Source organism: uncultured Shimia sp. (assembly GCF_947498095.1).
Classification (GTDB): Bacteria; Pseudomonadota; Alphaproteobacteria; order Rhodobacterales; family Rhodobacteraceae; genus Shimia.
The window spans coordinates 1-20,908 of the sequence record NZ_CANMJE010000011.1 but is presented as its reverse complement, the minus strand read 5'-3'; the positions used below and the strand labels follow the sequence as shown (position 1 = coordinate 20,908).

Sequence of the window (20,908 nt, the reverse complement as noted above, 5' to 3'; positions counted from 1 at the left end):
GCACATGCTGACAGGGAAAGGCCAGCTATTTGACGGGTGTCAGGCGCAGGATTTTCCCGCTGTCTTCGGCGATGAACCATATCGATCCATCCGGCGCTTCGCGGACATCCCGGACGCGTGCAGTCTCAGACGCTTTTATTTGTTCTCTTTCCTTCAAAGGTGACACGGAAAGTCTTGAGATATAATCAAATTTCAGACTTCCAATGAATGTATGCCCTCGCCATTTTGGCCAGAGCTTTCCGGAATAGATCATCATGCCCGAAGGCGCGATTGACGGATCCCAATAGAATGCCGGCTGCTCCATTCCTGCTTGAGCCGTGCCTTCACCGATTTTGGCCCCCGAATAGTGCGTGCCATAAGAGATCACGGGCCAACCATAGTTGCGCCCTTTGGAGATCGCGTTAACCTCGTCCCCGCCTTTGGCGCCGTGCTCAACACCCCAAAGACGACCTCGTGCATCCATTGCCAACCCTTGCGGGTTTCGATGCCCGTATGACCAAATCTCCGGTAGCGCCGAGGTCTGGCCAACAAACGGATTGTCACCCGGCACAGCGCCATTGCGAGAGATGCGTAAAATCTTGCCCTTATGGCTATTGAGGTCCTGGGCTGCTTCGTCCGCGCCGCGATCACCAATTGTAACAAACAACGTCCCATCAGATCTCTCAACCAGACGGCTACCAAAGTGTCGCCCGCCAGACGCGCCGTCGGACATCTCAAAAATCACTTGGACATCCCGCAAACGCGTTGCGCCAGCATCCAGTCGCGCCCGTGCAACAGCCGTCCCTGTCCCTCCGGGCACCTTTTTTGAAAACGTCAGAAACAACTCGCGCCGGGTCGCAAAGTCACGCGGGATGAGAATGTCCAGCAGTCCACCCTGCCCTTTGGCCTGAATTTTTGGCAGGCCGCCGATCTTTGAGCGATCACCATCATCCACCCGCCAAAGGCGCCCTTTGCGTTCGGTCACCAGAAATCCGCCTTCTGGCAGAAACCCGATCGCCCAAGGCGTCGAGAACCCTTTGCCCATCTCAGTAACTTTGAGGGTTCCCTGACTGGACGCAATCGTCTGCGCCGATGCCGCGAGCGGCAATAGGCCAAGAATGAGAGCGGTAATGGCTGCACGTCGAATCTGTCTGAACATATAGGCTTTCCTCCGGATTAGACGTTTTTTGTCGATCTAGCCCTCATCTGCCATTTTTCAGGGTTTCCCCAGCGGAAATTCCGCTCATTATCCCCTTTTCTTTTGAAAAAACCGCGCTTAGGCTGAGGGCTGGAGCAAAGAAATCCAAACACATAAAGACATAGGGAGTGTCTCATGAAGAAACTGCTGATGGCAACCGCCGCCACCGCACTGGTCGCTGGCGCCGCCTCCGCCGAAGATATCAAACTGGGTGTGATCCTGGGCTTTACGGGCCCGATTGAATCGCTGACGCCGTCCATGGCGGCTGGCGCAGAACTCGCCATGAAAGAAGTCACAGACTCTGGCAAGCTGCTGGGCGGCTCGACCGTAACCCCAGTACGCGGCGACTCGACTTGTATCGATGCCGCTGCTGCGACAGCTGTTGCAGAACGCCTGATCACGTCAGATGGCGTTAAAGGTATCGTTGGCGCGGACTGCTCGGGTGTAACCGGTGCAATTCTGTCTAACGTTGCTGTTGCCAACGGTGTTGTGATGGTATCGCCCTCGGCCACCTCGCCCGCACTGTCGACTGCCGAAGACAACGGCCTGTTCTTCCGCACCGCACCGTCGGACGCACGTCAGGGTGTTGTCATCACTGATATCCTGACCGACCTCGGCATCAAGGAAGTCGCGGTCACCTATACCAACAACGACTATGGTAAAGGTCTTGCAGACAGCTTCCAGGCCGCGTTTGAAGCAGCCGGTGGCACAGTCACGATCAATGCGGCTCACGAAGATGGCAAAGCAGACTACTCAGCCGAAGTCGCGGCCCTGGCCTCTGCAGGCGGTGAGCGTCTGGTTGTTGCCGGTTATGTCGACCAAGGTGGGTCAGGCGTTGTTCGCGCGGCTCTCGACTCGGGTGCGTTTGACACGTTCCACTTCCCTGACGGCATGATCTCGGCAAAACTGCTTGAGAACTTTGGCTCGGAAATCGATGGCTCTTCGGGTGCACACCCAAGCCCGTCGACCGAACTGGCAGAAGCCTATGCTGCGCTGGTTGATGGTGCGTTTGACTCGACATCGCCCTTTACACCTGAGTCCTATGACTCTGCAGCCCTGATCATGCTCGCCATGCAGGCCGCCGGATCTTCTGATCCTCAGGTCTACAAAGACAAGGTCATGGATGTGGCCAACGCGCCGGGTGAAAAGATCGCCGTTGGCGAACTGGCTAAGGCGCTGGAAATCCTCGCCGGTGGTGGTGAAGTTGACTTTGAAGGCGCGACCGGTGTTGAGCTGATCGGACCAGGTGAAGCGGCCGGCAACTACCGCGAGATCGCCTACGATGGTGGCAAAGACAACACCGCAGGCTTCCGTTAATACGCGAGTTTCAAAAAATGCAGAGCAGCCCGGGGTCTATTCCCGGGCTGTTTCAACATGTAAGTAAGGCGCTTACGAGCGTCGCGGGGGATTACATATGATCGTCGTCGAGGACGTTCACAAACATTTCGGCGGGTTTCGCGCCGTGGATGGGGCAACCCTGTCAATCGAACCCGGATCCATCACTGGTCTGATTGGACCTAATGGCGCTGGAAAAACCACTCTTTTCAACGTGATCGCCGGAGTTCTTAAGCTAACTTCCGGTACGGTCTCTATGGCTGGCAAGGACATCACTGGCCTGCCGCCCCACGATCTGTTTCACAAAGGTCTGTTGCGGACGTTCCAAATTGCACATGAGTTTTCGTCAATGTCCTGCCGTGAGAACCTGATGATGGTTCCTGGCACGCAATCGGGCGAAGCTTTGTGGAACACATGGTTTGGCCGCAAACGGATTGCCGACGAAGAGCGCGCCCTGCGCGCGAAGGCCGATGAGGTTCTTGAGTTTCTGACCATTGAGCATCTGGCCGATCACAAGGCTGGACAGGTTTCGGGCGGACAGAAAAAGCTGTTGGAATTGGGCCGAACGATGATGGTCGATGCCAAGATTGTGTTTCTGGATGAGGTTGGCGCGGGTGTAAACCGGACCCTGTTGAACACCATTGGTGACGCGATCCTAAGGCTCAATAAAGAGCGTGACTATACCTTTGTCGTGATCGAGCATGATATGGATTTCATAGGGAAAATCTGTGATCCGGTGATCTGTATGGCCGAAGGCAAGGTCCTTGCCGAAGGGACATTGGCTGAGATCAAAGCCAACGAGCAAGTCATCGAAGCCTATCTTGGCACGGGCCTTAAGAACAAAGACATGATGGAGGCCTGATCGTGCACAGTTTCCTGCGCATCTCAGCATTTGTTGTTGGCGCTGCTTTTGCGGTGCCTGCTGCTGCCGAAGGCATCATCTTCAAGTGCTTTTTTGACTGGAAATGTGATCCGAACCGCAAGTGCGATCATGATGGCGTCGACATTCGCTACAAGGTCGATCTTGAAACTGAGGTCGCTGAGCGGATCGGCATGAAAAGTGATCTGATCGAGTTGGAAATGATCTTTGGCGACCGTGCCATCACGATCATGGAAAAGCCGATTTCAGGCGGGATTACCACGACCACACTGCTGATCGACAATGGCGACGCGGTGCGTTCGGAAAATGAGATTTCAGGACGGGACCTCGCGCCGATGCAGTATCTTGGTCAGTGTATTTCGATGTGATGGAACTGTTGAGCGACATTTCTGATATCGCCCGATCCGGGATTGCCAGTGCCAAACCAAAAGACGTGAAAAGGATCATCTCGGGCAAAGATGGTTAAACAGGGACACAGAGCCGAAACACGCAGGTTAAAAACCCGTGCACCCGGCCAACAGAAGAAACAGGAGAGAGCATGAGCTTTCTGATCGGAGAAAACATGACAGGTGGTTACGGCAAGGGGCCGGACATCCTGCATGACTGCACCGTTGCCGTTGATAAGGGCGAGATTGCCGTGATCGTTGGTCCAAACGGCGCAGGCAAATCGACCGCCATGAAAGCGGTCTTTGGCATGCTGAATGTGCACACGGGCAAGGTAATGCTGGACGGTGAAGACATCACCAATCTCAGCCCACAGGCCCGCGTGCAAAAGGGCATGGGGTTTGTGCCACAAACCCAGAACATCTTTACCTCGATGACGGTCGAGGAAAACCTTGAGATGGGCGCCTTTATCCGCACCGACGATTTCAGCGATACCATGACACAGGTCTATGATCTGTTCCCGATCCTGAAAGAGAAACGCTATCAGCATGCCGGCGAGTTGTCGGGCGGGCAACGTCAACAGGTGGCTGTCGGGCGTGCGCTGATGACCCAACCCAAGGTCCTGATGCTGGACGAACCCACAGCAGGCGTATCCCCAATTGTAATGGATGAATTGTTCGACCGCATCATCGAGGTCAGCCGCACGGGCATTCCGATCCTGATGGTCGAACAGAACGCGCGGCAAGCGCTCGAGATCGCGGACAAAGGCTATGTGCTGGTCACCGGCCGCAATGCCTATTCCGGTACGGGAAAAGAGCTGCTCGCCGATCCCGAAGTCCGCAAGTCGTTCTTGGGTGGATAAAACATGCGTTTGATCCCTGCCCTCGCTTTGGCTCTTTTGACACCCTTGTCGGCGCAGGCCGTTGTGCTTGTTCAGTATGAAGAGATTGAATTGAAGTGCCAGTCTGACGAGCGCTGCAATACCCAAGGTGACTGCGTCGCGGATACGTCGCTGAAGACGGTGATCAGCCTTGGCCAGGACACTTACATGGGATCCTTTTCTCCCTTTGCGCAGCGACGCGAAAAATGGGCGCGTGCTTTGACCTATGACGGATTTGATTCAGCACGCGCGCCGCAGCAATCGACCTATCGAACATTGTCGAAAGCCAAGGATGCCGCGTCGACCTATCGCAAGGCCTCGTCAGATGAACGCCAAAGTGGTTGGTTCGGTCCCGAATTGCCTGACCTTAATCAACCCCAAAGCGGAAACACTTCAAGCTTTCGCCTGTTTCATACACGCAGTGTAGACCTCGTCAAAAAGGGCCTTTTCCAGAATAAGGATCGCCAGATCATCTCGTTTGAATGCAGGAAAGTGGGCAGATGAAACTGTTTTTGCAAACAACGACTTTGAGTGTTCTTCTGGTTTCTCCGCTCCTCGCGGCAGAACCCTATTGCAACGTGACCGAAGCCTGCACCGAAACCTCAGACAATTGTCAGCCTGCCGAAGGGCGGCTTGAGATGAAGATGCAGGAAGACGGCAAGGCGATGGTGCATCTTAACGACGCCGAACCGTTGGAAGCCACCCCGCTGATGATGGGCGAAATGGTGCAGATGATCTTTTCCGGTCCGGACAGGTCGCAGCATCAGCTGCGCATCTCACCGGATGGCAAGTTTAACTATCTTATCAACACCCCAAATCCGGACGCGCCCAAGGGCAAAGACCAAGTCCTGTATCGCGGCCAGTGTTTAGAAGGGTAACGACATGAAAAACAATAAAAACACACAGGGAGAGACATCCTGATGGATTTTCTGAACGGGTTTGTGGCCCTCTCCAATTTCGTGCTGATCCCCGCGATCGCCTATGGCAGCCAATTGGCGCTTGGGGCCTTGGGCGTGACGCTGATCTACGGAATCTTACGCTTTTCCAACTTTGCCCACGGCGACACGATGGCGTTTGGCTCTATGCTGGCTGTTTTGGTTACGTGGTGGCTGCAAGGCATGGGGGTGAGCCTTGGGCCACTTCCTACGGCGTTGTTGGCATTACCGCTGGCGATCCTTGGGACCATGGCCTTGGTGTTGATCACTGACCGGGCGGTTTATAGGTTTTACCGAGAACAAAAGGCCAAACCGGTGATCCTTGTGATCGTGTCGATGGGTGTGATGTTCATCCTCAACGGTCTGGTCCGCTTTGTGATTGGGCCGAACGACCAAAAATTCCTGGACGGTGAGCGCTTCATCATTTCCGTGCGAGAGTTCAAAGCGATGACGGGTCTGCGCGAAGGTCTGGCGATCAAAACCACTCAGGGTTTGACGGTCGTTGTAGCCGTGGTCTGTGTCGCGGCTTTGTTCTGGTTCCTGAACCGCACCCGCACAGGTAAATCCATGCGCGCCTATTCGGACAACGAGGATCTGGCCCTGTTGTCCGGCATCGACCCCGAGCGTGTGGTGATGTACACTTGGCTGATCGTGGCTGCACTCGCGACCATTGCAGGTACACTGTATGGCCTCGACAAATCGTTCAAACCTTTTGTCTATTTTATGCTGCTGCTGCCCATCTTCGCTTCGGCGATCCTGGGCGGATTGGGCAATCCATTGGGCGCAATTGCGGGCGGTTTCATCATCGCCTTTTCCGAGGTGACGATCACTTATGCGTGGAAAAAAGTGCTGAAGTACTGGATGCCAGAACCTCTTGAGCCGGATGGGCTCGTTCAGCTTCTCAGCACCGACTACAAATTCGCGGTCAGCTTTGTGATCCTGATCGCCGTGCTTCTGTTCAAGCCGACAGGCATCTTCAAGGGGAAAGCGGTATGAGCGACATGATGAGAAATAGCCTGTTCTTTGGTGCTATGGCGCTGTTGATCATTGGCGAAGGCATGTTCGTGTCGTGGAACTCGGCTCTGTTCATCCTGAACTTCGGCCTGATTTCGGCGATCCTTGCTCTGGGCGTGAACCTGCAATGGGGCTTTGCCGGCTTGTTCAACGTCGGTGTGATGGGCTTTGTCGCGCTCGGCGGGCTTGCCGTGGTCCTGACCTCAATGCCCCCCGTGGGCGAAGCCTGGAACGCTGGCGGCGTGCGCGTGATCGCGGGCCTGCTGATCGGTGCGGCAAGTGTTGTCTCTGCAGTGTTCACCTATAAGAAACTCGCAGGTCGGGCGCGCGCCATTGGCACGGTTGCGGTTCTTCTGGTTGGCTTCTTCCTCTACCGCGCGGTATTTGATCCCGCGGTTCAAGCTATCGAAGCGGTGAACCCGGCCGGGACCGGCTATCTTGGGGGGTTGGGCCTGCCAGTGCTTTTGTCTTGGCCTGTCGGTGGTCTTTTGGCGGCAGGCGCTGCTTGGCTGGTCGGAAAAACCGCCCTTGGCCTACGGTCAGACTACCTCGCGATTGCGACTTTGGGCATTGCCGAGATCATCATCGCGGTGATGAAGAACGAAGACTGGTTGGCGCGTGGCGTTAAGAACGTCAACGGCCTGCCCCGTCCGATGCCTTACGAGATCGATCTGCAGCAAAGTGAAAGCTTTATTGCGACGGCACAATCGCTGGGCATTGATCCGGTGACAGCCTCCACGCTCTACGTAAAGCTCGGCTATTCGGTGTTATTCACGGCTGTTCTTGTGTTGATCCTCGTGGCGGCACAGCTGGCCCTGCACAGTCCTTGGGGTCGCATGATGCGTGCCATACGGGACAATGAAGTGGCGGCAGAGGCAATGGGCAAAGACGTGACCCGACGCCATTTGCAAATCTTTGTGCTGGGCTCAGCGATATGTGGCATTGCCGGCGCGATGATGACCACGCTTGACGGCCAGTTGACCCCCGGCTCATACCAGCCTTTGCGCTACACATTCCTGATCTGGGTTATGGTGATTGTCGGAGGCTCCGGCAACAATCTGGGTGCGGTTCTGGGCGGCTTCCTGATCTTTTACCTCTATACCAAGGTTGAGGTCTGGGGTCCGGACATCATGGAATTCGTCACCATTGGTCTGGCCGATGACAACGCCCTGAAAATACATCTGATTGAGAGCGCGGCCCATATGCGCCTGTTGACGATGGGAGTTATCCTGTTGCTGGTCCTGAGGTTCTCGCCAAGGGGCCTCATACCAGAGAAATAGGGATCGACGGAACAAAGCAAAGGGCGCCTGACTGGGCGCCCTTTTTCTGTTAGCAGACTGGTGGTCTTGGCTGTCCGAGGGTTTAACGCCCTTTGAACAACCCACCCAGAATTCCACGCACGATACGACGACCCGTGGTGCCTTTGAGTTCCTTCATCACCATCTTTCCCATCGCCTCGCCAAAGCTGTCGCCCCGACGGGTTTTGCGTGATGTCGACCGGGTGACACGGGTGCCGGAATAGCGTCGACCGGCGGTGTATTCCCGCTCGGCCGTGCTCATTTCTTCTTCACGATCCTCTGCGGTCTCGGCGTCGGCGGCAGCTTTCTCCGCTCTTTGTTTGAGAATTTCATAGGCCGAGCGGCGATCTTGAAGGGCTTCGTATTTTCCCGCAATCGGCGAGGTATCGATGAGGGTTTTGCGCAGCGCCGGGGCGATTGGACCCAGTTGCGACGACGGTGGCCGGATCAAAGTACGTTCAACGATGCCTGGAACGCCTTTCTTCATCAGCATTGAGGTCACGGCCTCACCAACACCAACCTCGCGGATCGCCTCTTCTGTCGAGAACCTCGGGTTTTCGCGGTAAGTCTCTGCCGCCAGTTTCAGCTGTTTGCGATCGCGCGCGGTAAAGGCACGCAAGGCGTGTTGCACGCGATTGCCCAGTTGACCAAGGATGTCCTCGGGAATGTCAGCTGGGTTTTGCGAGATGAAATACACGCCGACCCCTTTTGAACGGATCAGGCGTGCCACCTGCTCCACTTTATCCACCAGTGCTTTGGGGGCGTCCTCGAATAACAGATGGGCCTCGTCAAAGAAGAACACCAGCTTAGGCTTATCCGGGTCCCCCACTTCGGGCAGTTCTTCGAACAGTTCCGACAACAGCCACAACAGGAATGTCGCATAAAGCCGGGGCGCGCCCATCAGCTTGTCTGAGGCAAGGATATTGATCCGACCGCGCCCGTCTGTGTCGGTGCGCATGATGTCTGACAAGGCCAGGGCCGGTTCGCCGAACAACTTGGCCCCGCCTTGGTTCTCCAAAACCAGCAAACGGCGCTGGATCGCTCCGATTGAGGAAACAGATACTGTTCCATAGCGCAAAGACAGCTCTTGGCGGTTCTCCCCCACCCAGACCAGCAATGCCTGCAAATCCTTGAGGTCCAAGAGCGGCAGCCCCTGCTCGTCCGATAGTCGGAAGGCGATGTTTAGAATGCCTTCTTGCGCCTCGGTCAAATCCATAAGGCGCGATAGCAACAAGGGGCCCATTTCAGAGACTGTGGTACGCACGGGATGCCCTTGTTCTCCAAAGAGGTCCCAGAAGGTCACCGGGAAGCTTTCGTAGCTGTAATCGTCAAACCCGATTTTCGCTGCACGGTCGGTAAAAGTCTGATGCAGCTTGAAATCTTCGCTTCCTGCCGCTCCTAACCCTGACAGGTCGCCCTTGACGTCAGACAGGAACACCGGCACGCCTGCCTTGGAAAAGCCTTCGGCAAGGATCTGCAATGTGACGGTCTTACCTGTCCCGGTGGCACCTGCCACCAGCCCATGACGGTTAGCGTATTTCAGCGTCAGGCCCTGCTTGGTGCCATAATCTTCGCCACCACCGCCTAAAAAGACTTTGTTTTCCACCGACCTGCTCCCTCTTCAACAATACTGCGACAAGGTCAAAATACATCCTTAACCATTCTCTGCCAGTGTTGTTTTCATCGGACATACCTCGTGGATATGTGCGACGTAACTTCCTCCCTGTCAGACTGGGCCGCCGGTTCTCGTGCGGCCCATTTTTTGTGAGAAAACAACTGCCAACGTCCATTTTTTTCGGTTGACGGGTCTGGCATTTCTTCGTAGCGTCTCGGCAATAATAAGTCGGCCAGTCCGACGGGGAGTGAAAATGGAAAAGAGGCCTTCGGGCCTCTTTTTCTTTTTCCTCGGGTTTCGCCCCTCACAAAAGCAATTTTTTGCTGGCCACACGAATATGTTGGTTTCATCTCAATGACATTGGTCGTGGGGCATGATAAGTCGAGACTCAAATGTGAAATCCAAGGATCAAAGTCACTATGACCAAGCTACACTTCATCATGGCCGCCGCAGCCGCTCTTATGTTGGCCTCTCCCCTGTCCGCACAGGTTGGATCGCTGTCGGACGGATCCTTGCTGGATAATCAGACGCAAACCGCGCCGGCCCAGGCGGCTGGCGAAGAAACCAGTTCCGAAAAGATCGGTGATTGGGACCTGCAATGTGCCCTGAGCGGGCCAGAGCCTCGACCGTGCCGCATGTATCAACTGTTGACCGACCCGCAGGGCAATGCAGTCGCCGAGGTGACCATGTACCGCTTGCCTGAGGGAGCACCTGCCGCGGCTGGCGCGACCTTTATCGTGCCTCTGCAAACCTTGCTTCCGCAACAGCTAACCATTGCGCTGGATGGGGTTCTGGCAAATCGCATTCCCTATACCTATTGCACTCAAATCGGTTGTCTTGCGCGCCTGGGAATTTCTTCCATCGAGGCTGAGGCCTACAAAAAAGGTCAGAACGTCACGGTGTCTTTGGTTCCTGCCGTTGCACCGGATCAAGTTGTCAGCGTGAACATGTCGCTTAAGGGCTTTACCGAAGCCTTTGAGAAATCGACACCGGTTCAGCAATAGTCAGGACCAACCAGACATAAACATCATAGGCCGTCCAAAGGGGCGGCCTTTTTTATTGCAAGGTCTTAACTTGGTTCAGATTTTTCGCAGCGCCAAGACTGCGTTCAGCCCGCCAAAGGCAAAAGCGTTCGATAGGGCAACCGTCACGTCTGCATCCCGAGCTTCATTCGGAACAACGTCCAGAGCGCATTCGGGGTCTGGTTCATCATAGCTGATGGTCGGTGCAATGACGCCTTCGCGCAGTGCCATGATACAGGCCAACAACTCAACCGCGCCAGTTCCGCCTATCAAATGGCCATGCATGGATTTGGTCGACGAAATCATAAGGTTGTCTGCGTGCGGACCAAACACGTCTGCCACGGCCGCGCATTCGGTTTTATCGTTGGCCGCCGTGCCAGTGCCGTGCGCGTTGATATAGCCAACCTCTTCTGCGTTGATCTTGGCATCAGCCAATGCCCCGGATATCGCGCGGGCGGCACCCTGCTTTGAGGGCATCACAATGTCAGACGCATCCGAGGTCATGGCAAATCCAATGACTTCTGCTAAAATCTCGGCGCCGCGCGCCTTGGCGTGATCGTAGTCTTCAAACACGAACACGCCGGCGCCTTCTCCTTGCACCATGCCATTGCGATTGGCGCTAAAGGGGCGACAGGCATCCTTGGACATGACCCGCAGACCTTCCCAGGCCTTGATCCCCCCAAAACACAGCATCGATTCCGTGCCGCCCGAAATCATCACCGGCGCCATGCCTGTGCGTACCAGTTGAAACGCCTGGCTCATGGCATGGTTGGACGAGGCACAAGCCGTGGCCACAGTAAAGCTGGGCCCTTTGAGGTTAAACTCCATGCTGATGTGGCTGGCAGCTGCGTTGTTCATCAGTTTTGGAACAACAAAGGGGTGCACCCGGTTTTTGCCCTCTTCATAGACCGAGCGGTAGTTTTCATCCAACGTTTGCATGCCCCCGCCAGAGGTCCCAAGCACAACCCCAGACTTGGCGGCCAATTCGCCGGAAAACTCCAACCCCGATTGCGCGATGGCCTCGCGGGCAGCGACAAGCGCAAACTGAGTAAACCGGTCATAGAGGGCAATTTGCTGGCGGTTAAACCTGCCTTCAGCCTCAAAACCTTTGACCTGCCCGCCGATCTTGATCGCCAGCCGGTCTACATCCGTCATCTCAAGTGGACCAATCCCACAGCGCCCCTCTTTCATGGCCGCATAGGTTTCGGCCACGGTCTGGCCAAGGGCGTTGATGGTGCCCGCTCCGGTGATGACAACGCGCTTCATGTCTGGCTCAGGCCTGCTCTGCGATCAGCTTTTCGATGCCTGCGATGATGCTGGACACAGACGAGATATCAAAATCGCTCTCGCTGGGCTCATTGGCATTGAACGGCACGCTGATATCAAAGGCTTCTTCGATGGCAAAAATGCTTTCCACAAGGCCCAGGCTATCAATGCCCAGATCCTCAAGTGTGTTTTCAAGGCTCACGTCGGACGGTTCCAAAACCGCCTGATCGGCGATGATTGCAATGACCTTATCCTTGACGCTCATGTCGTATCCCTTTCCGCCAAACCTGGCAGTGATTTAGTCATTCGAACCCGGCTTTGAAATGCTTTTCTGCAAATCTGCGACGTCATTGATCAGACGCGGCAACCGGCGCAGCCCCTTATACATCTCAAGATGGGTTTCCATTTTGACAGCCGGTGACCCAAGTACAACGCGGCCTGCGGGCACTTTGGACATCATCTTGGTCGCGCCACCAGCAACGACATTGTCACCGACGGTCGTATTGTCCGTGACGCCACACTGCCCGCCCATGACGACATTCTTGCCGATCACGGTGGAACCTGCGATGCCGCATTGTCCGGCCAAGAGTGTGTTGTCACCGATCACCACATTGTGGGCAATATGCACGAGGTTATCGAGTTTGACGCCATTGCCGATCACCGTGTCCCGGATGGTCCCGCAGTCGATGCAGGTGTTTGCGCCAATCTCGACATCGTCACCGATGGTCACTGACCCCAGAGAATGAATCCGCGCCCAGGATTGAGATTTCAGTTCGCCCTGCTCCCCAAGGCTCTCACGGGCTTCCTCCACGCCGGATTTCTCAGGCGTGACAAAGGAGAACCCATCTGACGCAATGCGCGCACCGGGCTGAATGAAAACCCGGGCGCCTATCGTGGCCCTCGCCCCGATGGAAACGGTCTCGCGTAGATAGCCACCCTCGCCCAACGTGACATCAGCGCCGATCATGCAATGCGGTCCTATCACGCAGTTTGCGCCGATTTTTGCGCGTGGCCCAATCACAGCCAGCGGGGCAATGGTGACGCCGTCGCCGATCTCAGCGGTTGGGTCAATCACGGCAGAGGCGTGAATACCCTCGCCGTAGTGCTGACCGGGGTCCATCAGGGAGGATAAACCAGACATACCATATCGACCCCGCGGGGATTCAATTGCGGCCTTAAGCCCCAGCTCTTGCCAGTCAGCTCCGGGCCAAACCATCGCAGCCCGCGCCTGCCCTTGGGCAAGGCCGTCTGCAAATTTAGGATTTGTCAAAAGCGCCAGATCATCGGGGCCCGCCGCTGCAGGCTCCATCACACGGTCAACTGTGAGTGTGGTCTCTCCGAATGCATCTGCCCCGATGGCATCCGCGATTTCTTGGATCGTATAGGCCATTGTTACCCCGCAATTAGCGAGGTTTATTTAGCCCTGAACCGAGCGCAACACCACCCCTTCATTCGCCATCGCGTCCCAGATCTTGGCATCCCGACCATAAACGTCGCGACGATACTGAACCGGGCCTTTGGCGTTGGTAAAGGCGGTGCGATAGATGATGTGAACTGGCACGTGCTTTTCCAGATCAACCTGGATCTCGCGACCGGTCTTCAGATGCTTGTGAAACAAGGTCTTGGGCTCGTCTTCCTGAACGGCCAACAAAGCATAGGCAAAGTCAAAGGGTTGCTGGAGACGAATGCAACCGTGGCTGAAAGCTCGGACTTCGCGGGCAAACAGGCTTTTGGACGGTGTGTCGTGCAAATAGATATTGTGCTTGTTGGGGAACATAAACTTGACCAGACCCAGCGCATTGCGCGATCCGGGCGCCTGTTTGATGTCAAATGGGAAACTACGCGCGGAATACTGCGTGAAATCCACATTGGCGCGATTTACGACCCGACCACTGCCATCGATTACCTTGAGATAACTGACCGCGTTCGGGTTTTTCTGCAGCATTGGCAGGTATTCTTTGGTGGCAATCGAGCGTGGAACGTTCCAAGTCGGATTGATGACCATGTGCTCCATGATGTCCGAAAACTCTGGACTGCGGCGATCATGTTGGTTTTTTCCAACAACCGAGCGGGTTTTGAACGTCACCTTACCATCATCAATGATGCGGGCGTGGAAATCGGTCAGATTGACCAGAACATGGCGTTGGCCACGATCTTTGTTCAGCCAACGCTCGCGTTCCATCGCGACCATAACCGACTTCAACCGTTCTTCTGGTGCGCGATTGATCTCTTTGATCGTCCCTGCGCCGGCGACACCATCAGCCTCAAGCCCGTGGTCGATCTGAAATGCCTGCACGGCTTTTTCCACCGTACGGTCAAACTCCAGACTGGCGCTGCGATTAAGATAACCCATTGCCATCAAACGGTTACGCAGCGAAACTACTGTGTCACCTGAATCGCCGGGCTCTAGTTTCTTTGCTTTGACCTTTGGTCCCCATCCGCCCGAGGCCACAACGCGTTCAAGACGCATCTTTTCTTTCATCAGGCGCAGATACTCTGGCGTACGCGGTGCGAGATCGGTGATGTAGCGTTGCGGGTCTGATTTTTGCAACTCGCTCAGATATACCTTGGGGTCGCGAATGGGGGCTTTGCGCTGAATGCCGGAATCCAAAGACGTCGGAACGAACATTCCAGTCCGAACATCACGGGCATAGGCGAGGTAGGATTTGCTCAGCGCGACTTCTAACAAGCCCAGATCGCGGGGGGTGCGAGCACTGGCCATCTGCTCAAACAACGCGTTGAACTTGTATCGCTCCGTAGGGAGACCGTGATCATCTGCGTTTTGCAAGGCGCTCATCAATGCTTTGCGACGCGCCAGACCTTCGGGACCTTCAACCGTCCAAATCGGCTGGTACCCACTTTCCCGGTAGTAGGCTGCGAGTGAATCGTCACGCGCGGCGGTTTCGGCAACCGCCTGTTTGAACGCCATGACCTGGGCTTGAACAGGAGCAGTTGCCGCCGTTCCCAAAAGCACCGCCGTCAGGCCAGCAACCGCAATACATCGTTTAATCGAATTGAAAGACAACATCATCTAGTCTCGTACTACTCAAATTTGTGACCTGTATTTTCCCGTAATAAGGAGGCCTGTCCATTCACAATTGCTTCAACGTCATCATTTCCTGACCTCTTGGTGCGGTTTGGGCGCATTTGCGAGCCGATCCAGACACATTGAGGGACATTCAGCAGGTTTTTGCCGAAAACCCTTGAAAGCAATCGCTTGCGTCAAATCTGCACTTGGTTGGCGATTCGATCTGTGTCATAAAATGCGCACACTTGGGGATGTTAACAAAAAACCGCGATAAACTGCGGTGAGGTAGCGACGGGACAGGCGCTTTAACGATGACCGATTCCAGCTCTGTGAGCATCACACGGCGCGGACTTTTGCGCGCATTCGCAGCAACCACTTTGGTTGCAGCCCCAACCTTTTCCAATGCAGCAGGCTTTTTGCGCGGCGCCGGAGATATCCGCCGCATCCGCATGTATTCCGGCCGCACTGGCGAACGGCTCGACACGATCTACTGGATCGAAGGCGACTACATCAAAGACGCCGTGAAAGAGGTCAACAAATTCATGCGCGACTGGCGCACCGATGGCGTTAAGACGATGGATCTGCGCACCATCGACATCATGGCCGCCTCGCACAATATGCTGGATATCAGCGAACCTTACATGTTGCTCTCGGGCTATCGCAGTCCAGAAACCAATGCGATGCTACGCTCGCGTTCGCGTGGGGTTGCTAAGAATTCCCTGCACATGAAGGGTCAGGCCGCCGATCTTCGCCTGTCTTCCCGCTCGGTCAGCCAGATGGCGCGCGCTGCAGCCGCCTGTCGTGCTGGTGGCGTAGGCCGCTACTCAGGGTCAAACTTTGTGCATATGGATTGCGGTCCGGTCCGCACCTGGGGCCGCTGATCCCCAAAATACCCTAACGGTTTGGAACCGGCCTTGTTTGAGGCCGGTTTTTCTTTGTCCTGTCTCAGCGCATATCAGTGCACAGTGACAACAGACGCGCCATCCCTGCCCCATCAAGCGTATCAAACGCCAAGGCCATCTCTCGAATGTCCGAAGACAGGTCCGTACCAAGAACGGGATCAGCCAACTGATGGAATTTCGCGGTTATCTCAGCATCACTTAGCGGCATGTCTGGATCACCGCGCGGGGTGCGAGGCTTATCTGTCAGCCGCGTTCCATCCTGCAGAACCAACGTCACCTCGGCCCAACGTTTGTCGGTACTGATCGCGGTCATGTGGTCGTCATCAATCAACGTCGTCGCCTTGCTAACCCGCAGAATGTCAGGATCGTTCAGGGCGTCTTGGGATAATTCCGCAACGCCTACCTGTCCCCGCACAATCATCGCCGCAACGGGAAAGGCGATGGCATAGGCAAATTCGTCTTGGGTCTGCGGAGACTGCCCTGCGAGCCGGGTAGCATAGTGAAAGGTCTTGATCTCAACCGCGGCGACATCGCTGTGCTGTAGATCATGCGCCTGCATCAGATGCGCGACGCCGTCCACTGCAGGGTGCGCCCATCGGCAACAAGGGTAGGCTTTGTAATGGGTGTGATCTACCAGCCGCCACCCCTGCCCCAAATCGTCCCAAAACGGCTCGGATCCCGGCCCTTCGCAGGTCAACGCAGGTGCTCCGGTAAAGCCTTCGCGTGCCAGATAGGCTCCCGTCACGCCCGAGGGTGCGCCCCATCCAACGCCGTCCCGTACATTGGTGGGAAAATCAATACAGCGCATCATCTGGCTGCGCGGTCCGTGATATTCTCCGATTCCAGCCGCATGGCGAATGACCTCGGCGTCGCCTCCCAGCAGGCGTGCCCCGGCGGCTGCAACACCCACGGCTGTCCATGCTCCAGAGGTATGGTAATCGGCGCATGTGGCATGTTGTGCCAATCCTGCCCGACAGCTGATCTCATAGGCGATGGCCAAAATCGTGGCGAATTCAGCGCCAGTCATGGGATGTTCCTGGGCTTGCGCCATGGCCATCATCGCCGGGAACACGGCAGAGCCTGCGTGACCTTTACACGGTGTAATCCCGTCATGGGCATCGATACTGTCGATGGTAAAGGCTCCGGCCATCGCCGCTCCCGCAGGGCTTGCGGCGCGACCATCCATCAGCATACGGGCTGCCCCAGCTGTTCCAGGGCCGAACAGTGCCAAAGATGCCTTGCGCGCGATAGCGGACATCGGCGTTGTGCTGCCCACGGCGGCAACGCCCATCGTGTCCATAAAACTTGGACGCAGCACACGCAGGACATCTTCGGGCAGGTCGTCATAAGTCAACCCGGCTGCAAACTCGTCAAATCTCGGCGACATCGGCTGGTCCTTTTGAATGCATGTCTCTTTCGCACGTGACCGCAAACCTCTGAGTCGAACAAGCCAGCAAAGCCGCCGCAACGCAGCAAAAAGGCCCGCCCCCGAAGGAGCAGGCCTGAAATCAAACTAGGGATTTTGATTTAGTGGCAGTTTGGACGGGTGCCGGGCAGCAGCACCTTGTCGACCACGTGGATCACCCCATTCGAGGCTTTGATGTCGGCAATCACCACAGTGGCCATCTGACCGCTGCCATCGTCAATCATTACGCCATCGGCTGACGCTTTGATGCACAGACGCTCGCTTGCCAGAACCGGCTTTACGTACATCGACCCTTGCGGGATCTGGCCGGCGGTCAACATGCGGTCGTCGACGTGGTACAAGAGAACATCGGTCAGCTGATCTTTGTTTTCTGGCTTGAGAAGAGTTTCAACGGTGCCGTCTGGCAGGGCGGCAAACGCGTCGTTCACAGGCGCGAACACAGTGTAGGGGCCAGGGCCAGAAAGCGTTTCGGCAAGACCTGCTGCTTCTACAGCGGCAACAAGGGTCGAGAAGCGTTCATCACCTGCAGCAATCTCGACAATCGTCGCCGCACTGGCAGCAGCACCGGTTACAATCAAAGCGGCCGCGGCCAGAGAAGTTTTCAGTTTGGTCAGCATGGGTCATCCTCCGTTTCATGCGTTAATGAGAGTATTACGGACCATCACAGCGATTGGTTCAGTACGATCACGGAAATGTCAGAGAGGTGTGAAGATACAGTGTCTCAGATGTTGAGAAAGGGCTGCATCAAGCGTGGGATCAGGCTGTTGAATTTTAACCTGGCGTCGGTCGCTGCAAGGCAAATGCAATCCGGTCCGGCCTCGGCAATGGGCGTATGCTCCATCTCAGGAAGACCCAGTTCAACGTCGCCACGCTGAAACCGCCCGGTCTCATCCGAAAACGCGCCTTGTAGCACCAGTGTCAGTTCCAAACCGTTGTGCCCATGGTGCGGCATGGCGCGGCCTCCCGGAATATACAGCAGCCGCACGCTGCCACTGTCGTTCTGGGACAGGATGGATTGTTTCACACCCATCCCCAGCCCTTTCCATTTTGGTTGCTCTCCGGAAAACAACTCTGCCACAGGCGCTGGGTACAGGCCTTTGGCACGTGGTGTTGGCGGCAACGGGTCCGGGCCGTCCAGCATCGCCATCAGGCGGGACTTCATATCCTCGGACACGGCCTGAGGCGCGGTGTCTTCCATGACCTGTCCCCCCACAATTGAATGCCCTTCGGACGCCGCACGACACTGGTCGCAGACAGAAATATGTGCGGCCACCACAACGGCATAGGCATGCGGCAGGTTGCCAGACGCATAAGCCAGCAAAAGCGGCTCTGGGATATGATGACGAATATCACTCATGTTTCACGCATGGATTTGAGGTCATGGCGCAATTTTTCAAGGCCCAGTCGTATTCGGGATTTGATCGTGCCAAGGGGTAATCCAGTCTCTTCTTGAATTTCCTGATGGGTCAATTCGCCCAAGTATGCCTTCTCGATGACCTCTCGCTGCGCGGGTTTCAATCCTGCGATTGCGGTGCGAAGCCGTTCGGCCTCTTGTTCCAACGCGACAATCTGGCTGCCATCGGCTTCTGTGGTTTCGGGCTGTTTTATCTCTTCAGGAACCGGGCGGTTCTCTTTACGCTTAATGTCGATTTGACGGTTCCGGGCGATCCGGTAAACCCAGCCTGACACCTGGCTTTGGTGGGGATCAAACTGTGCCGCCTTGTGCCAAACAGCCAACATAACATCCTGCACGATCTCTTCGGCTTCGGCCGCGGTCGATCCGCTTCTCATGATAAAGCCTTTGAGCCGGGGCGCATAGTGATCGAACAGAGCCGCAAATGCGGCTTTGTCGCGCTGATCGCGCACCGCCAGCATCCAAGCGGTTTGTTGGCTGATCTCTGTATCCAGCAAGGTCAGGCTTGCACCCCGTTCGTCATGTTTGTCATCACGTTAGAGGAAGTGGCATCCCGCTGGCCAGACAATTTACCACGCTACGCGATTTTGGGTACGAAACGCCCACGAAAAACGCATGTCTTGCCCACGGGCCCTAACCCCGCGGGTCTGATGTATTTGGCACCAAAGGAGAACCGCGTGGCACGAAAACAAATGTGATGAGGTCACCGGCGTCTTATCTCGGCGTCACAAACACATGAGGAGGTTGAAAGATGAATTTGAAAACGTACCTTGGCGCGCTCTGTGTGACGCTTTTTCTCGGGTCTCCATTACTGGCCCAGCAAGTCTCGAACTGGATTGAAACAAAAAGCCCGTGCCGTGATCCTGGCAAATAACCGCACTGGTTCAAATCCGCTTGTGAAGGTATCGCAAAGGTGGTTCAAGCCAAGCAATACCCGACTAACACGAGGATAGCTAAGGTGGTTTCTGCACTATTCCGCACTTACCGCCGCGAGGGCGCCAGAGGTGTGCGTTGGCACGTCAGAAAACAGTTCGGATTGCGCAGACGGCTACAAAGCAATTTGAAAATCGGACGAACGATCACAACTGTATATGGCATTCGCCTTGCGTGCAACTTCGACGACTTCACCTTTCGGCACTACGTCAACGGCGTCTACGGGTATTTTCTATGGGATCATATCAGCAGTATTAAGCATCCCTTCGTGTTCCTTGATATTGGCGCCAATCAAGGGCTTTACACGCTTTGTGCCGCGCGAAACCCGAACAACCTGCACAGCTACGCCTTTGAACCATCGGAAAAGACTTTTGGTTACTTAGTGCAAAACATCACCCTTAACCGCGCGCAGTCCAAGTGCACGCCACTGGCTCTTGCCATAGCTGACAGCACCGGAACCGCCGCGCTTCGGATGAAATCCAACCACTCAGGTGGCGCGACCCTTGCCCAAAAGAACCCGACAACACTGGAAGGGGATGAAACCCTGAACGTCGAAACGATAGACCACAGTGGCTTGGACGAGCTCGTCGAAGACCGCGAAACCCCGATCATGGTGAAGGTGGACGTTGAAGGGTTTGAGCCTGTTGTCCTGTCTGAATTGATGAAATCAGAGCTGGCACCGAGAATTTCTGAGATGTTCTATGAGGTGAACGAACACTGGATCGATCCAGATCAGCTGGTCAGATTGTTGCAAGCGAACGGCTTTAAACATTTCAAAAAGCTGGGTGGAAAGACGCAATATGACGTTCTGGCATCGCGGTAGGACAAGGGGCGCATTGGGGAACAAGCCCAAACCCTGTGAATGAAGCTTTCAGTTTCCGACGTGTGTCCGAACACCTTTGTGGGGGGACACATGGCCATTTAACCCGGCTCCAAGACCCATACCTCACCCGCGCATTCGGGTTCTGCGTTTGTTTTAAGGGGGGGTGTGGTGGCGCACCCGAGATGCGCCATTTACTAGTCCAACACATTCCAAGAGGAACCCGTAACTAACTTATTTTCCTGATTTTGTTAGAGTTTCTGTTCCAGCTCATTCTTGACAGTTCCTACTTGTTCCCCCATCTACTGGAGGAACAATTGGGGGAATAGATTGAGCAACCAAGGCAAGTCCAAACAAAAACGCCCTCTTACTGCTGCCTTTGTTAAAACCGTGAAGGATTCTGGAAAGTACCATGACGGTGCAGGCACTGGTTTGTTCCTTTTGGTGAAACCGAACGGGTCTCGCTTTTGGGTCCAGCGTATTACCATTCGGGGAAAGAGGCTGAGCCTCCCCATCTGAATGGGTCCACCGTTAAGGTTAGGAAACGGAGGACTAAGAATGGCAAACAAGCGACTGAAG

The 20,908-nt window shown here is 55.5% G+C and carries 22 protein-coding genes; 12 read left to right on the top strand and 10 right to left on the bottom strand.

The features are described from left to right. Positions 1–25: 25 nt before the first annotated feature. Complete coding sequence (locus Q0932_RS16570) at positions 26–1,138, bottom strand: PQQ-dependent sugar dehydrogenase (RefSeq protein WP_299355663.1); 1,113 nt, start codon at positions 1,136–1,138, stop codon at positions 26–28. A 174-nt stretch (positions 1,139–1,312) separates the two neighbouring features. Between Q0932_RS16570 and Q0932_RS16565 the strand changes: the two genes are divergently transcribed. From Q0932_RS16565 to Q0932_RS16530, 8 genes are all read left to right on the top strand, one after another. Further along, entirely contained in the window at positions 1,313–2,494 is a 1,182-nt protein-coding gene (locus tag Q0932_RS16565; protein WP_299355661.1) for an ABC transporter substrate-binding protein, read from the top strand. A 97-nt stretch (positions 2,495–2,591) separates the two neighbouring features. Beyond that, a complete protein-coding gene (locus Q0932_RS16560) occupies positions 2,592–3,374 on the top strand; it encodes an ABC transporter ATP-binding protein (protein WP_299355659.1) in 783 nt (260 codons plus the stop codon). Between the two features lie 2 nt (positions 3,375–3,376). Beyond that, the gene (locus tag Q0932_RS16555) at positions 3,377–3,760 is read left to right on the top strand and encodes a hypothetical protein (RefSeq protein WP_299355658.1); all 384 of its coding nucleotides are present in this window, start codon (positions 3,377–3,379) and stop codon (positions 3,758–3,760) included. A gap of 170 nt (positions 3,761–3,930) precedes the next feature. Further along, a complete protein-coding gene (locus tag Q0932_RS16550) occupies positions 3,931–4,638 on the top strand; it encodes an ABC transporter ATP-binding protein (protein WP_299355656.1) in 708 nt (235 codons plus the stop codon). Between the two features lie 3 nt (positions 4,639–4,641). Then, complete coding sequence (locus tag Q0932_RS16545) at positions 4,642–5,160, top strand: hypothetical protein (RefSeq protein WP_299355654.1); 519 nt, start codon at positions 4,642–4,644, stop codon at positions 5,158–5,160. After that, entirely contained in the window at positions 5,157–5,534 is a 378-nt protein-coding gene (locus Q0932_RS16540; RefSeq protein ID WP_299355652.1) for a hypothetical protein, read from the top strand. Before Q0932_RS16545 ends, Q0932_RS16540 begins: the two co-directional genes overlap by 4 nt. Positions 5,535–5,576: 42 nt before the next feature. After that, a complete protein-coding gene (locus tag Q0932_RS16535; RefSeq protein WP_299355650.1) occupies positions 5,577–6,587 on the top strand; it encodes a branched-chain amino acid ABC transporter permease in 1,011 nt (336 codons plus the stop codon). Continuing rightward, on the top strand, positions 6,584–7,885 hold the full coding sequence (locus Q0932_RS16530; protein WP_299355648.1) for a branched-chain amino acid ABC transporter permease: 1,302 nt from the start codon (positions 6,584–6,586) through the stop codon (positions 7,883–7,885). The genes Q0932_RS16535 and Q0932_RS16530 overlap by 4 nt, the downstream gene beginning before the upstream one ends. An 82-nt stretch (positions 7,886–7,967) precedes the next feature. On the opposite strand, the gene Q0932_RS16525 is transcribed toward Q0932_RS16530, so the two are convergent. Continuing rightward, on the bottom strand, positions 7,968–9,509 hold the full coding sequence (locus tag Q0932_RS16525; protein ID WP_299355646.1) for a helicase HerA-like domain-containing protein: 1,542 nt from the start codon (positions 9,507–9,509) through the stop codon (positions 7,968–7,970). A gap of 428 nt (positions 9,510–9,937) precedes the next feature. On the opposite strand from Q0932_RS16525, the gene Q0932_RS16520 reads away from it, so the two are divergent. Then, on the top strand, positions 9,938–10,522 hold the full coding sequence (locus Q0932_RS16520; RefSeq protein WP_299355644.1) for an invasion associated locus B family protein: 585 nt from the start codon (positions 9,938–9,940) through the stop codon (positions 10,520–10,522). A 75-nt stretch (positions 10,523–10,597) separates the two neighbouring features. Here Q0932_RS16520 and Q0932_RS16515 read toward each other — a convergent pair whose 3' ends face one another. From Q0932_RS16515 to Q0932_RS16500, 4 genes are read right to left on the bottom strand one after another with little or no spacing between them, the layout of a single operon-like run. Continuing rightward, entirely contained in the window at positions 10,598–11,806 is a 1,209-nt protein-coding gene (locus Q0932_RS16515) for a beta-ketoacyl-[acyl-carrier-protein] synthase family protein (RefSeq protein WP_299355642.1), read from the bottom strand. 7 nt (positions 11,807–11,813) lie between these two features. After that, on the bottom strand, positions 11,814–12,071 hold the full coding sequence (locus Q0932_RS16510) for a phosphopantetheine-binding protein (protein WP_299355640.1): 258 nt from the start codon (positions 12,069–12,071) through the stop codon (positions 11,814–11,816). 33 nt (positions 12,072–12,104) lie between these two features. Continuing rightward, positions 12,105–13,196 (bottom strand): UDP-3-O-(3-hydroxymyristoyl)glucosamine N-acyltransferase, encoded by a 1,092-nt coding sequence (gene lpxD / locus Q0932_RS16505; protein WP_299355638.1) that lies wholly within the window; start codon positions 13,194–13,196, stop codon positions 12,105–12,107. A 27-nt stretch (positions 13,197–13,223) separates the two neighbouring features. Beyond that, positions 13,224–14,837: a L,D-transpeptidase family protein gene (locus Q0932_RS16500; RefSeq protein WP_299355636.1), complete on the bottom strand. Its 1,614-nt coding sequence runs from the start codon at positions 14,835–14,837 to the stop codon at positions 13,224–13,226. Positions 14,838–15,145: 308 nt separating this feature from the next. Between Q0932_RS16500 and Q0932_RS16495 the strand changes: the two genes are divergently transcribed. Further along, the gene (locus Q0932_RS16495) at positions 15,146–15,715 is read left to right on the top strand and encodes a DUF882 domain-containing protein (protein ID WP_299355634.1); all 570 of its coding nucleotides are present in this window, start codon (positions 15,146–15,148) and stop codon (positions 15,713–15,715) included. A 64-nt stretch (positions 15,716–15,779) separates the two neighbouring features. On the opposite strand, the gene Q0932_RS16490 is transcribed toward Q0932_RS16495, so the two are convergent. From Q0932_RS16490 to Q0932_RS16475, 4 genes are all read right to left on the bottom strand, one after another. Further along, positions 15,780–17,123 carry an MmgE/PrpD family protein gene (locus Q0932_RS16490; protein WP_299355632.1) on the bottom strand — a complete coding sequence of 448 codons (1,344 nt, stop codon included), beginning with the start codon at positions 17,121–17,123 and terminating at the stop codon, positions 15,780–15,782. 140 nt (positions 17,124–17,263) lie between these two features. After that, positions 17,264–17,779 (bottom strand): fasciclin domain-containing protein, encoded by a 516-nt coding sequence (locus tag Q0932_RS16485; protein ID WP_299355630.1) that lies wholly within the window; start codon positions 17,777–17,779, stop codon positions 17,264–17,266. Positions 17,780–17,883: 104 nt separating this feature from the next. Further along, the gene (locus tag Q0932_RS16480; protein WP_299355628.1) at positions 17,884–18,519 is read right to left on the bottom strand and encodes a ChrR family anti-sigma-E factor; all 636 of its coding nucleotides are present in this window, start codon (positions 18,517–18,519) and stop codon (positions 17,884–17,886) included. Continuing rightward, positions 18,516–19,037: a sigma-70 family RNA polymerase sigma factor gene (locus Q0932_RS16475; RefSeq protein WP_299355779.1), complete on the bottom strand. Its 522-nt coding sequence runs from the start codon at positions 19,035–19,037 to the stop codon at positions 18,516–18,518. The genes Q0932_RS16480 and Q0932_RS16475 overlap by 4 nt, the downstream gene beginning before the upstream one ends. Positions 19,038–19,327: 290 nt before the next feature. Between Q0932_RS16475 and Q0932_RS16470 the strand changes: the two genes are divergently transcribed. Beyond that, entirely contained in the window at positions 19,328–19,450 is a 123-nt protein-coding gene (locus tag Q0932_RS16470; protein ID WP_299355626.1) for a hypothetical protein, read from the top strand. Between the two features lie 84 nt (positions 19,451–19,534). Then, positions 19,535–20,332, top strand: coding sequence for an FkbM family methyltransferase (locus Q0932_RS16465; RefSeq protein ID WP_299355624.1), 798 nt, complete (start codon positions 19,535–19,537; stop codon positions 20,330–20,332). The last annotated feature ends 576 nt before the right edge of the window (positions 20,333–20,908 follow it).